12 protein-coding genes and 2 tRNA genes are annotated in these 14374 nt (G+C 57.3%); 4 read left to right on the top strand and 10 right to left on the bottom strand.

Annotated features, from left to right (window positions below; genetic code table 11):
- The first annotated feature begins 170 nt into the window (after positions 1-170).
- Entirely contained in the window at positions 171-1505 is a 1335-nt protein-coding gene (locus C1Y43_RS22345) for an MFS transporter (protein ID WP_021507911.1), read from the top strand.
- Positions 1506-1820: 315 nt separating this feature from the next.
- On the opposite strand, the gene ilvC is transcribed toward C1Y43_RS22345, so the two are convergent.
- On the bottom strand, positions 1821-3296 hold the full coding sequence (ilvC, locus tag C1Y43_RS22340) for a ketol-acid reductoisomerase (protein ID WP_021507912.1): 1476 nt from the start codon (positions 3294-3296) through the stop codon (positions 1821-1823).
- A gap of 162 nt (positions 3297-3458) precedes the next feature.
- On the opposite strand from ilvC, the gene ilvY reads away from it, so the two are divergent.
- A complete protein-coding gene (ilvY, locus tag C1Y43_RS22335; protein ID WP_058759908.1) occupies positions 3459-4340 on the top strand; it encodes an HTH-type transcriptional activator IlvY in 882 nt (293 codons plus the stop codon).
- A gap of 1 nt (position 4341) precedes the next feature.
- On the opposite strand, the gene ilvA is transcribed toward ilvY, so the two are convergent.
- From ilvA to ilvL, 6 genes are all read right to left on the bottom strand, one after another.
- Positions 4342-5886 (bottom strand): threonine ammonia-lyase, biosynthetic, encoded by a 1545-nt coding sequence (gene ilvA, locus C1Y43_RS22330; protein ID WP_058759907.1) that lies wholly within the window; start codon positions 5884-5886, stop codon positions 4342-4344.
- A 6-nt stretch (positions 5887-5892) separates the two neighbouring features.
- On the bottom strand, positions 5893-7743 hold the full coding sequence (ilvD, locus tag C1Y43_RS22325; RefSeq protein ID WP_021507915.1) for a dihydroxy-acid dehydratase: 1851 nt from the start codon (positions 7741-7743) through the stop codon (positions 5893-5895).
- 61 nt (positions 7744-7804) lie between these two features.
- Entirely contained in the window at positions 7805-8734 is a 930-nt protein-coding gene (locus tag C1Y43_RS22320; protein WP_021507916.1) for a branched-chain amino acid transaminase, read from the bottom strand.
- An 18-nt stretch (positions 8735-8752) separates the two neighbouring features.
- On the bottom strand, positions 8753-9010 hold the full coding sequence (gene ilvM / locus C1Y43_RS22315) for an acetolactate synthase 2 small subunit (protein ID WP_008106624.1): 258 nt from the start codon (positions 9008-9010) through the stop codon (positions 8753-8755).
- Positions 9007-10653 (bottom strand): acetolactate synthase 2 catalytic subunit, encoded by a 1647-nt coding sequence (gene ilvG / locus C1Y43_RS22310; protein WP_021507917.1) that lies wholly within the window; start codon positions 10651-10653, stop codon positions 9007-9009. The genes ilvM and ilvG overlap by 4 nt, the downstream gene beginning before the upstream one ends.
- A 149-nt stretch (positions 10654-10802) precedes the next feature.
- Positions 10803-10901 (bottom strand): ilv operon leader peptide, encoded by a 99-nt coding sequence (gene ilvL / locus C1Y43_RS22305; RefSeq protein WP_071813600.1) that lies wholly within the window; start codon positions 10899-10901, stop codon positions 10803-10805.
- 328 nt (positions 10902-11229) lie between these two features.
- Here ilvL and C1Y43_RS22300 point away from each other — a divergent pair, with 328 nt between their 5' ends.
- Positions 11230-12750: a YifB family Mg chelatase-like AAA ATPase gene (locus C1Y43_RS22300; protein ID WP_104189746.1), complete on the top strand. Its 1521-nt coding sequence runs from the start codon at positions 11230-11232 to the stop codon at positions 12748-12750.
- Positions 12751-12778: 28 nt separating this feature from the next.
- Here the strand turns inward: C1Y43_RS22300 and C1Y43_RS22295 are convergent, their stop codons facing one another.
- On the bottom strand, positions 12779-13117 hold the full coding sequence (locus C1Y43_RS22295; RefSeq protein ID WP_021507919.1) for a DUF413 domain-containing protein: 339 nt from the start codon (positions 13115-13117) through the stop codon (positions 12779-12781).
- A 121-nt stretch (positions 13118-13238) separates the two neighbouring features.
- Here C1Y43_RS22295 and hdfR point away from each other — a divergent pair, with 121 nt between their 5' ends.
- Positions 13239-14060, top strand: a complete 822-nt coding sequence (hdfR, locus tag C1Y43_RS22290) for an HTH-type transcriptional regulator HdfR (protein ID WP_031279770.1) — start codon at positions 13239-13241, stop codon at positions 14058-14060.
- Between the two features lie 104 nt (positions 14061-14164).
- On the opposite strand, the gene C1Y43_RS22285 is transcribed toward hdfR, so the two are convergent.
- Together C1Y43_RS22285 and C1Y43_RS22280 are read right to left on the bottom strand one after the other, a co-directional pair.
- Positions 14165-14240 (bottom strand) — tRNA-Trp (locus C1Y43_RS22285).
- Positions 14241-14248: 8 nt separating this feature from the next.
- Positions 14249-14325: transfer RNA gene (locus C1Y43_RS22280), tRNA-Asp, on the bottom strand.
- Positions 14326-14374: the final 49 nt, after the last annotated feature.

The raw sequence follows: 14374 nt of genomic DNA, 5'->3' as shown, positions 1-14374 counted from the left end.
TCACGCCAGAAAAGCCGCGCTTCCCCTTCCCATCCGCCGCCGATTGCCATAACTCAGAAATTATCCTCTTTTTCGCCGCCAAAGCCCGGTGTGACGCGGTTTTTCGTCATTGAATGCGGCAAAACAGGTGCGTAAGATTCTTTGTTTACATTTACAATTAAGAAACAGTTATGCAAGCCTCCATCTCCGAAACACCCGACCAACCACACGACGGCACACCGGTTAACTCACGCAGTAAAGTGGTAGTTGCCTCGCTGGTCGGCACTGCGATCGAATTCTTCGATTTCTATATCTATGCCACCGCCGCGGTAATTGTTTTTCCGCATATCTTCTTCCCGCAGGGTGACGCTACGGTTGCCACGCTGCAATCGCTGGCGACCTTCGCTATCGCCTTTGTTGCGCGCCCTATTGGCTCTGCGCTGTTTGGTCACTTTGGCGACCGCGTGGGCCGTAAAGCGACGCTGGTTGCCTCGCTGCTGACCATGGGCGTTTCTACCGTACTGATCGGCCTGCTACCGGGTTATCAGACCATTGGCGTGGCGGCACCGCTGCTGCTGGCGCTGGCGCGTTTTGGTCAGGGCCTGGGACTGGGCGGCGAATGGGGCGGCGCGGCGCTGCTGGCCACCGAGAACGCCCCGGCGAAGAAACGTGCGCTGTACGGCTCGTTCCCGCAGCTGGGCGCACCGATTGGCTTCTTCTTTGCCAATGGCACGTTCCTGCTGCTCTCGTGGCTGCTGACCGATGAGCAGTTCATGAACTGGGGCTGGCGCGTGCCGTTTGTGCTTTCTGCGGTGCTGGTGATTATCGGTCTGTATGTGCGCGTATCGCTGCATGAGAGCCCGGTGTTTGCCAAAGTGCAGAAAGAGAAGAAACAGGTGCGGATCCCCATCGGTACGCTGCTGAGCAAGCATATGACCGCGACCATTCTTGGCACGTTTATCATGCTGGCGACCTATACACTTTTCTACATTATGACGGTGTATTCGATGAGCTACGGCACCGCGCCGGCGCCGGTTGGTCTCGGCTATTCGCGTAACAGCTTCCTGTGGATGCTGATGGTGGCGGTCATCGGTTTTGGCGTGATGGTGCCGATTGCCGGCCTGCTGGCGGACCGTTTTGGCCGTCGCAAAACGATGATCACCATTACGCTGATGATCATCGCCTTTGCGCTGATGTTCCCGCTGCTGCTCGGCTCCGGCTCGCAGATTCTGGTGATGGGCTTCCTGCTGCTCGGCCTGAGTATTATGGGTCTGACATTCGGCCCGATGGGCGCGCTGCTGCCAGAACTGTTCCCGACCGAAGTACGCTATACCGGCGCGTCGTTCTCTTACAACCTGTCGTCGATTCTTGGTGCCTCGGTAGCGCCTTATATTGCGACCTGGCTGAATGCGAACTATGGCTTGCAGGCGGTGGGCTTCTATCTGGCCTCCATGGCGGTGCTGACGCTGATCGCGCTGATCGCCTGTAAAGAGACGCGCCACCAGACGCTGTATGAAGCGGTGTGATTGATTGCGTGTTGACAGAACCCGGCTCCGGCCGGGTTTTTTATTGGCGGTGTGGGGATCGTGCGGTGTGTCCCTCACCCTGGCCCTCTCCCGCTGGCGGGAGAGGGAACCGTTTGGTGCGGGCTGATGTTTCTGCACTTATCCATCAACACCGCGCGGACGCTCCCTCTCCCGTTTACGGGAGAGGGCCGGGGTGAGGGCGAGGGCGAGGGCGAGGGCTAGGGTGAGAAAAACCCTTCTGCACCCAGACATAAGACATAAAAAAACCCCGGCAAGCCGGGGTTTGAGTGTGCTGAAAACTGTGTCTCGCGTGCCTTAGCCCGCGACGGCGATGCGTTTCATGTCGGTCATATAGCCACGCAGTTTGCGGCCAACGGCTTCGATTGGATGCTGGCGGATCGCTTCGTTCACGTCGCGCAGCTGCGCGTTATCCACCTGCGTGCCTTCCACCGCTTTGCCCAGATCGCCAGGCTGCAGCGTGGTCATGAACTCTTTCAGCAGCGGAACGGCTGCGAAGGAGAACAGGTAGTTACCGTATTCTGCGGTATCGGAAATTACCACGTTCATTTCATACAGACGCTTACGGGCGATGGTGTTGGCAATCAGCGGCAGCTCGTGCAGGGATTCATAGTAAGCTGACTCTTCGATGATGCCCGCGTCAACCATGGTTTCAAATGCCAGCTCAACGCCCGCTTTCACCATCGCGACCATGACCACGCCTTTGTCGTAGTACTCCTGCTCGTCGATTTTGCCTTCGAACTGCGGGGCATTTTCGAACGCGGTTTTACCGGTCTCTTCACGCCAGGTCAGCAGGTTTTTGTCGTCATTCGCCCAGTCAGCCATCATACCGGAGGAGAATTCACCCGAGATGATGTCATCCATGTGCTTCTGGAACAGCGGTGCCATGATGGTTTTCAGCTGCTCAGACAACGCGTAAGCGCGGATTTTTGCCGGATTAGACAGACGATCCATCATCAGCGTGATGCCGCCAAACTTCAGCGATTCGGTGATGGTTTCCCAGCCGAACTGAATCAGTTTCTCGGTATAAGCCGCGTCGTGACCTTCAGCCACCAGCTTGTCGAAGCACAGCAGTGAACCGGCCTGCAGCATACCGCACAGAATGGTCTGCTCGCCCATCAGGTCTGATTTGACTTCTGCCACGAAAGACGATTCCAGCACGCCTGCACGGTCGCCGCCGGTGGCTGCAGCCCAGGCTTTGGCAATCGCCATGCCTTCGCCTTTTGGATCGTTTTCCGGGTGAACAGCGATCAGCGTTGGGACGCCGAAGCCACGTTTGTACTCTTCACGCACTTCGGTACCCGGGCACTTCGGTGCCACCATCACCACGGTGATGTCTTTACGGATGGTCTCGCCCACTTCGACGATGTTGAAACCGTGAGAGTAACCCAGCGCGGCACCGTCTTTCATCAGCGGCTGAACGGCCTGCACAACGGCAGAGTGCTGCTTGTCCGGGGTCAGGTTAACCACCAGATCCGCCTGCGGGATCAGCTCTTCGTAAGTACCCACTTTAAAACCGTTTTCGGTGGCTTTACGGAACGACGCACGCTTCTCAGCGATGGCTTCAGCGCGCAGTGCGTAAGACACATCAAGGCCAGAGTCACGCATGTTCAGACCCTGGTTCAGGCCCTGCGCGCCGCAGCCGACGATGACCACTTTCTTACCTTTCAGGAAGCTAGCGCCATCCGCGAATTCATCGCGCGACATGAAGCGACATTTGCCTAACTGCGCTAACTGATTGCGCAGATTCAATGTGTTGAAGTAGTTAGCCATGGGTACTCCGCTCAGATGTTGTGTTTGCTTTTGTTCAGTAACGGCGCCGGATTTAGCGCCGCGAATGACCCCATCATATGACAGGAAATCTGTTGCTTAAATTGATATATTAACAACGTCACATTGCAGAATTTGCAACATCACGCTGAGGGCAAAACGCGCATGGATTTACGAGACCTGAAACTGTTTCTTCACTTGGCGGAAAGCTGCCACTTTGGCCGCACCGCGCGCGCCATGCACGTCAGCCCGTCGACATTATCACGCCAGATTCAGCGACTGGAAGAGGATGTCGGACACGCGCTTTTCCTGCGCGACAACCGCACCGTGACGCTGACCGAAGCCGGCGAGCGGCTGCGTCAGTTCGCCCAGCAGACCCTGCTGCAGTATCAGCAACTGCGCCATGTCATGGACCTGAACGGTCCGTCGCTGAGCGGCGAGCTGCGCCTGTTCTGCTCGGTAACCGCCGCCTACAGCCATCTGCCGCCGATTCTCGACCGCTTTCGCGCGGAGCATCCGCAGGTGGAGATCAAACTCACCACCGGCGACGCCGCCGATGCCATTGAAATGGTGCAGTCCGGCGAAGCGGATCTGGCCATCGCCGGCCGGCCGGAGTCGCTGCCCGCCAGTATCGATTTTACACCGCTGGGTTTGATCCCGCTGGTGCTAATCGCCCCGGCGCTGCCCTGCCCGGTGCGCAGCCAGGCGACGCAGGAACAGCCGGACTGGTCGCAGATTCCCTTTATCCTGCCGGATCAGGGGCCGGCGCGGCGCGGTATTGATGTATGGTTTCGCCGCCACCGCATTGCCAACCCGCAGATTTACGCCACGGTGTCAGGCCATGAGGCGATTGTGTCGATGGTGGCGCTCGGTTGCGGCATCGCGCTGCTGCCGGATGTGGTGCTGGAAAACAGTCCGGAACCGGTGCGCAATCGCGTGCTGACGCTGGAGAATGTCGAGTCGGTGGCGCCGCTGGAGCTTGGCGTATGCGTACAAAAAAAGCGGCTCGGGGAGCCGCTGATTAATGCTTTCTGGCACCTGCTGTAGTTTAGCCGGCGAGGAAGAAGCGAAACGCCGGATTGCTGGCCTCGTCGTGCCACTCATAGCCGAGCGCGTTGAGGTGAGTGTCGAAATCCGGCTCTTTGTCGTTGATCTCGAACGCCGCCAGCACGCGACCAAAATCGGTGCCGTGGCTACGATAGTGGAACAGCGAAATATTCCAGTGCGCACCCAGCGTCTGCAGAAACTTCAGCAGCGCGCCCGGCGCTTCCGGGAATTCGAAGCTGAACAGCCGTTCACGCAACGGTTTTGACGGGCGTCCGCCCACCATGTAGCGCACGTGCAGCTTCGCCATCTCATCATCCGACAAATCCACCACCTGATAGCCGCCTTCAGCCAGCTGGCTGATGATCTCGCTGCGCTCCTCAAGGCCGCGCGTTAAACGCACGCCAACAAAGATGCAGGCGTTGTCGGCATCGGCATAACGGTAGTTGAACTCGGTTACCGCACGGCCGCCCAGCGTCTGGCAGAAACGCAGGAAGCTGCCCTGCTGCTCAGGAATGGTGACCGCCAGCAGCGCTTCACGCTGTTCACCCAGCTCACAGCGCTCGGAGACATAGCGCAGACCGTGGAAGTTGACGTTGGCGCCCGACAGCACGTGCGCCAGCCGCTCGCCTTTGATGTCGTGCTGCTGGATGTACTTCTTCATGCCCGCCAGCGCCAGCGCGCCGGAAGGCTCCGCCACCGCACGCACATCCTCGAACAGATCCTTCATCGCTGCGCAGATGGCATCGCTGTCCACGGTGATGATGTCGTCGAGGTATTCTTTGCACAGGCGGAAGGTTTCGCTGCCGATACGCTTGACCGCCACGCCTTCGGCAAACAGCCCGACGCGCGGCAAATCCACCGGCTCGCCGGCATCAAGCGCCGCCTTCAGGCAGGCAGAGTCCTGCGACTCGACCGCGATAACCTTGATTTGCGGCATCAGCTGTTTAATCAGTACCGCCACACCCGCCGCTAAGCCGCCGCCGCCTACCGGCACAAACACGCGATCGAGATGCGCATCCTGCTGCAACAGCTCCATCGCCAGCGTGCCCTGACCGGCAATCACCGCCGGATGATCAAACGGCGGCACGAAGGTGTAACCCTGCTGCTCCGCCAGCTCGATCGCTTTGGCTTTTGCCTCGTCAAAGTTTGCTCCGAACAGGTAAGCCTCACCGCCAAACGCGCGCACTGCATCAACCTTGATGTCCGCCGTCGCCACTGGCATCACAATCAGTGACTTAATGCCGAGCGTGCTGGCCGAGAGCGCCACGCCCTGCGCGTGGTTACCCGCCGAAGCAGTAACCACGCCGCGCGCTTTCTGCTCTTCCGTCAGCCCGGCGATCATGGCGTAGGCACCGCGCAGCTTGAAGCTGTGCACCGGCTGGCGATCTTCGCGCTTCACCAGAATGGTGTTGCCAAGACGCGACGAAATTTTTTCCATTTTTTGCAGCGGCGTCACCTGGGCAATTTCGTACACAGGCGCACGCAGCACCGCGCGCAGATACTCCGCGCCATTGGGCGACGCGGAAAGCGGTTGAGACTCAGCCATCAGAGATTAGCCTCCCAGCTTAGACTTATCGCGCACCGCGCCCTTGTCAGCGCTGGTGGCGAGCGATGCATAAGCACGCAGTGCGAAGGAGACCTGACGCACACGACCGTGCGGCGTATAAGCCGCTTCGCCACGCGCTTCCTCTTCTTCACGACGGGCATGCAGTTCGTTATCCGGTACCGCCAGCTTAATGCCACGATTCGGGATATCGATTTCAATGATGTCGCCATCTTTAACCAGCGCGATGGTGCCGCCGTTCGCCGCTTCCGGTGATGCGTGACCAATGGAGAGGCCCGAGGTGCCGCCCGAGAAGCGTCCGTCAGTGATCAGCGCACAGCTTTTGCCAAGGCCCATCGATTTCAGATAAGTGGTCGGATAGAGCATTTCCTGCATGCCCGGACCGCCTTTCGGTCCTTCGTAGCGGATTACCACCACGTCACCGGCGACCACTTTACCGCCGAGAATCGCTTCCACCGCATCGTCCTGGCTTTCATACACTTTTGCCGGACCTTTAAAGGTGAGGATCTCTTTGTCGACGCCGGCGGTTTTCACGATGCAGCCATCTTCCGCCATGTTGCCGTACAGCACTGCCAGACCGCCATCCTGAGAGAACGCGTGTTCGCGCGTGCGGATACAGCCTTCCTGACGATCGTCATCCAGCGTGTCCCAGCGGCAGTCCTGTGAGAACGCCTGGGTAGTACGGATGCCCGCCGGGCCGGCGCGAAACATCTTCTTCACCGCTTCGTCTTTGGTCAGCATGATGTCGTACTGATCGAGGGTTTCGCGCAGGTTGAGACCCAGCACGTTGCGTACGTCGGTATGCAGCAGGCCGGCACGATCCAGCTCGCCAAGAATACCGATTACCCCGCCCGCGCGGTGCACATCTTCCATATGATATTTCTGTGTGCTCGGCGCCACTTTGCACAGGTGCGGCACTTTACGTGACAGGCGATCGATGTCGGAAATGTTGAAATCGATCTCGCCTTCCTGCGCGGCGGCCAGCAGGTGCAGCACGGTATTGGTGGAACCGCCCATGGCGATATCCAGCGTCATGGCGTTTTCGAACGCGGCTTTGCTGGCGATGTTACGCGGCAGCACGCGCGCATCATCCTGCTCGTAATACTGTTTGGTCAGGTTAACGATGCGCTTGCCGGCGTTGATGAACAGGTCTTTACGATCGGCGTGGGTTGCCAGCAGCGAGCCGTTGCCCGGCTGCGACAGGCCCAGCGCTTCGGTCAGACAGTTCATGGAGTTGGCGGTGAACATGCCGGAGCACGAGCCGCAGGTCGGGCAGGCGGAACGCTCAATCTGCTCGCTGTCGGCATCGCTGACGTTCGGGTTCGCACCCTGAATCATCGCGTCCACCAGATCCAGCTTGATGATTTTGTCTGACAGCTTGGTTTTACCGGCTTCCATCGGACCGCCGGAGACAAAGATCACCGGAATGTTGAGGCGCAGCGAGGCCATCAGCATGCCGGGGGTGATTTTGTCGCAGTTGGAGATACATACCATGGCGTCGGCGCAGTGGGCGTTCACCATATATTCCACGGAGTCGGCAATCAGCTCGCGTGAAGGCAGTGAATACAGCATGCCGCCATGACCCATGGCGATACCGTCATCCACCGCGATGGTGTTGAACTCTTTGGCTACACCACCCGCGGCTTCGATTTGCTCAGCAACCAGTTTGCCAAGATCGCGCAGGTGCACGTGGCCCGGTACGAATTGGGTGAAGGAGTTGACCACGGCGATAATCGGCTTACCGAAATCGTCGTCGGTCATTCCGGTGGCGCGCCACAGGGCACGGGCACCCGCCATGTTACGACCATGGGTGGTGGTGGCGGAACGGTACTTAGGCATGCTCTATTTACTCCAGTCTGAAAAATGACGCGGGCGCTGCTGCACCCGCGTTACTGTCTTGTTATGGATTCACCTGATCCAGCCAGCCGTACTTGTCTTCGGTTTCGCCGGTGAACAGGCCAAAGAACGCCTGCTGGATTTTGGTGGTCACCGGACCACGTTTGCCCTCACCCACCTGGATGCCGTCCACGCTGCGTACCGGCGTGATTTCTGCGGCAGTACCGGACATGAACACTTCATCCGCCAGGTACAGTGATTCGCGAGACAGCACCTGCTCGCGCACTTCGATACCGAGATCCTTCGCCAGCTTGATGATGGCGTCACGGGTGATGCCCGGCAGCGCTGAAGAGGTGAACGGCGGGGTGAAGAGGATGCCGTCTTTCACTTCAAACAGGTTTTCGCCAGCACCTTCGGAGATATAACCCTGGGTATCCAGCGCGATACCTTCCTGATAGCCGTGGCGGCGCGCTTCGCTGCCAACCAGCAGGGAAGAGAGATAGTTACCGCCCGCTTTCGCCGCGGTTGGCAGGGTGTTTGGCGCCACGCGATTCCAGGAAGAAACCATGGCGTTGATGCCCTGCTCCAGCGCTTCGGCACCCAGGTAAGCCCCCCACGGGAACGCAGCGATGATCACATCGGTGGTAAAGCCGTCTGGCGGGTTAACGCCGAGGCCCACGTCGCCGACAAAGGCCAGCGGACGAATGTAGGCGCTCTTCAGTTTATTGACGCGGATGACTTCGCGGCACGCTTCCATCAGCTCATCCACGCTGGCTTTGATCGGGAAACGGTAAATTTTGGCGGAGTCGTGCAGACGCTGCATGTGTTCACGGTGACGGAACACCACCGGACCTTTGTGTGAGTCGTAGCAGCGAACGCCTTCGAACACAGAGGTGCCGTAATGCAGTGCGTGAGACATAACGCTAACCTTGGCGTCTTCCCACTTAACCATCTCTCCATTGAACCAGATAAAGTCTGCTTTCTTCGTACTCATTGTTATTTCCTTTGGCGACTAGGCGCGGATTTGTTGTGTTGTCTGTTGCTGGATCTCGACACAGGCGACATCCATAAGTTTGCTTAACTGCGAAGACAGTAAATCGACAGAGCGCTGGCTGGCAACGGTCATTTCGATATTAATGTTCTCCGCATTGACGGCGGACGCCATATTCATCGCGCAGACCTGGAAGCCACGGTGACGCACGACGCGCAAAATGCGCTCCAATATTTCAGGGCGAAAGCGGGCTTCGATAGACAATTGATGCTGGTTCATACGGTTTTCTCCATCATGTTTGCGTTGCTGGCACCCGGCGGTACCAGTGGCCAGACGTTTTCATGCTCATCAATCGCAACATGCAGGAAGTAAGGACCTTCACTGTTCAGCAGAGCATCAATCGCGGCGTCGACCTGATCTTTACGGCTAATGCGCTGGCCCGGAATATCAAAGGCGCTGGCCAGCGTGAGGAAATCGGGGTTATCGGTGAGGATGGTTTCGCTGTAGCGACCATCAAAGAACAGCTGCTGCCACTGGCGAACCATGCCAAGACGCTGGTTATCCAGCAGCAGGATTTTTACCGGCAGCTGCTTACGCTTGATGGTGCCCAGCTCCTGAATATTCATCATGATTGAGCCGTCACCGGACACGCAGATAACGGTGTCATCCGGACGGGCAACCTGCGCGCCCACCGCAGCCGGCAGCCCAAAGCCCATGGTGCCCAGGCCGCTGGAGGTGATGAAGTTTTCCGGCGCGCTGAAGCGCATGTGCTGCGCCGCCCACATCTGGTGCTGGCCAACGTCGGTGGTTACCACCGCGCTGTCAGGTTTACGATCTGACAACTGCTTCAGCAGCAGCGGCGCGTAGATCGCCTCACCGGGATGGTCGTAGCGCCACGCGAACTCCGCGTTCATCGCTTTAACTTCAGTACGCCAGCCGTCGATCTGCAGCGGCATGCTCAGCGCCGGCAACACCTGGTTGAGATCGCCCTGCAGCGAAACGTGAGCGCGACGCAGTTTGTTCAATTCGGCCGGATCGATATCGATATGAATGACGCTGGCGTGCGGCGCGAAGGTATCCAGCTTACCGGTGACGCGGTCGTCGAAACGTGCGCCGACGGCAATCAGCAAATCACAGGATTGCACCGCCAGGTTGGCCGCTTTGGTGCCGTGCATGCCGAGCATACCAAGATAGAGATCGCTGCTGGCTTCGGCGCTGCCCAGCCCTTTCAGGGTAGAAACCATCGGGATGCCGGTCTCCTGCGCCATAGCCCGCAGCGCCGGGACGGCCTGCGCCATGCCAACACCGCCGCCGATATACAGCATCGGTTTTTGCGCCTGCGCCATCAGCGCGCGCGCTTCGGCAATGTGCTGCGGTGAATGGCTCAGTGCCTCTTCAACCGGCAGCAGGTGCGGCGTCAGGTCACCGCTGGCAATCTGAATATCTTTGGGAATGTCGACCAGCACCGGTCCCGGACGGCCGGACTGCGCGATGGCGAAAGCTTCCGCCATCACCGAGGGTAAATCATCAAGCGATTCAACGAGGAAGCTGTGTTTAGTGCAGGCTAATGACAGGCCAAGAACGTCGATCTCCTGAAAGGCGTCGGTACCGATAAACGCTGAAGAGACCTGCCCGGTGATGGCGACAACCGGAACGGAATCCATCATCGCATCGGCCAGCCCGGTGATCAGGTTGGTGGCGCCCGGTCCGGAAGTCGCGATGCAAACCCCGGTTTTGCCGGTCGCACGCGCATAACCGATCGCTGCCATCACCGCACCTTGTTCATGACGACACAGTAGATGTTCCACGCCGCCATCGTAGAGCGCATCGTACACTGGCATGATTGCTCCGCCAGGATAACCAAACACTGTGTCGACACCCTGCGCGCGTAAAGCCTGAACTACCCACTGTGCACCTGTCATGGTTATTCTCCTGTATTCCTGCTGGAACAACAGAATTTTATGCTACTGCTCATAATCTGTTCCTCGCTGATTCGCTGATATTTCGTCTGGTCGAAAAAAAACCCCCGGACCTTACGGTGCGGGGGTTTTTCGAATTCCAGGCTTGATTTTTAAGCCTTTCTTTCTCCAAGCGTAGCCCCGCACGGTGGGTTAATAATCACCACCACGCTAATCACGACTAGGCTAATCACTTGTAGAAGGGCTTTCATGTGTCGTCTGTTTTTTCGTTAGTTCGAAGTAATACCTACAGAGTTACCATAGTTAGCAGGGGATTTACAATAATTTTCATCGGAAAATTTTATGACGCGCGCAGCTGGCGTGCGTTATCGCTTTGTAAGTAAAAGGTTATTCGCATTTGTGATAATTATTCATTACGCCCGCGACGCAACCGTTATTTTGCTTTTGCGATCTGGCTGCGAAAATTAATGAACAGGATGAAAAGCGCAGCGATTTTCCTGAATACCGCTTCAGGATGATAGTTTCAGCGGTCGCCGTGTGGATTTTTTTCAGCAAGGATAAAGGCAACAAGGAGCGGTTATGTCTTTATCGAAAGTATTAACACGCGCGGCGCTCGGAGTGCAGGCTCCACTGGTGACGATTGAAGTGCATATCAGCAACGGTCTGCCAGCATTGACGCTGGTTGGTCTGCCGGAAACCACCGTCAAAGAAGCCCGCGAACGCGTGCGCAGCGCCATTATCAATAGCGGTTTCACCTTTCCGGCGAAGCGCGTCACCATTAATCTCGCGCCAGCTGATTTACCTAAAGAGGGTGGGCGCTACGACCTGCCGATCGCTATCGCCATTCTCGCGGCCTCAGAGCAGCTGCCAGGCGATAAGCTGGCCCATTATGAGTTCCTGGGTGAGCTGGCGCTAAACGGCGCGCTGTGTGGCGTTCAGGCCGCGATTCCTGCTGCCATGGCGGCGCTGCAGGCCGGACGTCAGATGGTCTTAGCGGAGCAGAATCAACAGGATGTCGGCCTGATACAACAGGGTGAAACGCTGGTGGGCAAGCATCTGGTGGAGATCTGCGCTTTCCTGCATAACCAGACGGCGCTGACGGTCGCCCATTACCAGCCTGAAACGGTGCCGCACGAGCAGCAGGACCTGAGCGATATTATTGGCCAGCAGCAGGGACGGCGCGCGCTGGAAATTACCGCCGCCGGTGGCCATAACCTGTTGCTGCTGGGCCCGCCCGGCACCGGTAAGACCATGCTGGCAACCCGACTGCCCGGCATTATGCCGCCGCTGGATGACCAGGAAGCGCTGGAGTGCGCCGCAATTGCCAGCCTGGTCAGCAGCGGTACGCTACATCATCAGTGGCGTAGACGGCCGTTCAGAGCGCCTCATCACAGCGCATCGCTGTATGCGCTGGTCGGCGGAGGATCCCTGCCGCGGCCGGGCGAAATTTCGCTGGCGCACAATGGGGTGCTGTTTCTTGATGAACTGCCCGAGTTTGAGCGCAAAGCGCTGGATGCGTTACGCGAGCCGATTGAGTCCGGTGAAATCGCCATTTCCCGTTCCCGCGCCAAAGTCACTTTCCCTGCGCGCTTTCAGCTGATTGGTGCAATGAATCCCAGCCCGACGGGCCATTATCAGGGGAATCATAATCGCTGCACGCCGCAGCAGGTGCTGCGCTATCTCAGCCGGCTGTCTGGCCCGTTTCTGGATCGCTTCGACCTGTCGCTGGAGATTCCGCTGCTACCGGGCGGCTCGCTTAGCCAGAAGCAGCAGCAAAGCGAAACCAGCGCGCAGGTGCGCGCCCGCGTACTGGCCGCCCGGGCGATACAGATGGCACGCGCGGGCAAAGTGAATGCGCAGCTGTCGAATCCGGAGATCGCCCGTGATTGTGTGTTACAGCAGCAGGACGCGGAATGGCTGGAGGAGATCCTGAATGCACTGGGATTATCGGTGCGTGCATGGCAGCGCATCTTAAAGGTGGCGAGAACCATCGCAGATTTAGCGGGTGAACGGCAGATTACGCGTCAGCATCTGCAGGAGGCGGTGGGATATCGCAGTATCGATCGTTTACTGATTTACCTGCATAAAAGCCTGGAATGACAACGGGGCTGAAATCAGCCCCGTCATGTTAATCGTCGCTATCGCTGAAGTCTTCCACCGTGTCCATCTGCGGTTTACCGCCGGACAAGGTATGAAAACGTTTCGGACGCTTGATACGTGCAGTGTATTTTGACCAGACACGTTCAGCCTCAGTCTGCGGCTCACGCAGACCACGACAGACTTCAATAAACAGACGCTCTTCTTCGGTCTCCGGATCGCGCTTAGCGAGATCCAGTTCGTTGAAAGCGTATCCGTGGCGTTCCAGAAGCTGAGCTTCTTTAATGGTGAAGTCACCATGACGCGAAAAACCACGAGGGTAATGTTTGTTATCAAAGAAACGATTAGTTGTTGCGAAGCTGTCCGCCATCTTACACGCTCCTGATTCTCATATGGCCGTGCTATTTATGGCGCGGAGTATTAGATAGGCTTGACAGAGTGTAAAACAAAACATTTAAATCAGTACGACAAACATTTTTTGGGAGAATGCTGTGGATACGGAATTACTGAAAACTTTCCTCGAAGTGAGCAGAACGCGTCATTTCGGGCGTGCTGCTGAAGCGCTTTACCTCACGCAATCTGCCGTTAGTTTTCGCATCCGTCAGCTGGAAAATCAGCTGGGCGTTAATCTTTTTACCCGTCACCGCAATAATATCCGGCTGACTTCAGCAGGCGAGCGCTTATTGCCCTACGCTGAGAGCCTGATGAGTACCTGGCTGATGGCAAAGAAGGAGGTTTCGCATACCCAGCAGCACCATGAGCTATCAATCGGTGCCAGTGCATCGCTCTGGGAAGCGTATCTTACGCCCTGGCTGCAGACGCTATACGAGAACCGGGAGAGCCTGCATCTGGAAGCACGTATTGCTCAGCGCCATTTGCTGGTCAAGCAGTTACATGAGCGCCAGCTTGATCTGCTGATCACCACCGAAGCGCCAAAAATGGATGAACTCACCAGTCAGCAGATCGGTCATATTTCACTCGCGCTCTTTCGTGCACGCAAAACTGAAAAGCGTGAAAAATATGATTACATCAAACTCGAGTGGGGCGCGGATTTCCATCAGCATGAAAGTTATCTTTCCAGTGATGACGTACCGGTATTAACTACCACTTCAGCACATGTGACCCGCGAATTGCTGCATACCACGGGAGCCTGCGCTTTTTTACCTGATTTCTGGCACGGCATTTACAGTGATTTGATGGTTATTCCAGACACACCTGTCGCAGTGCGACCGTTATATGCGGTATGGCTGCAGAATAGCGATCAACAGGCACACATTCGTCAGCTGCTTAAATATCCGGTCCTGACTCACTGAAGCAATAATTGAGGGAGTTTGAGTGGAAGAAATGAAACTCAGGCTCTTGCGTGTGCCGAATTTCAGGCAAAAAAAATCCTTTGCCGAAGCAAAGGATTATTTTCTGGCAGGGGCGGAGGGACTCGAACCCCCAACACCCGGTTTTGGAGACCGGTGCTCTACCAATTGAACTACGCCCCTAATTAGGGTGGCGGAACGGACGGGGCTCGAACCCGCGACCCCCTGCGTGACAGGCAGGTATTCTAACCAACTGAACTACCGCTCCACCGATTCTGTACTGATATCAGACCGTCGCTGATTTCAGGTGTTTCGCC

The organism is Pantoea sp. ICBG 828, from assembly GCF_002928355.1.
GTDB classification, from domain to species: Bacteria; Pseudomonadota; Gammaproteobacteria; order Enterobacterales; family Enterobacteriaceae; genus Pantoea; species Pantoea dispersa.
Note: the sequence above shows the minus strand (reverse complement) of the source record. Positions and strands in the feature narration are given on the sequence as shown.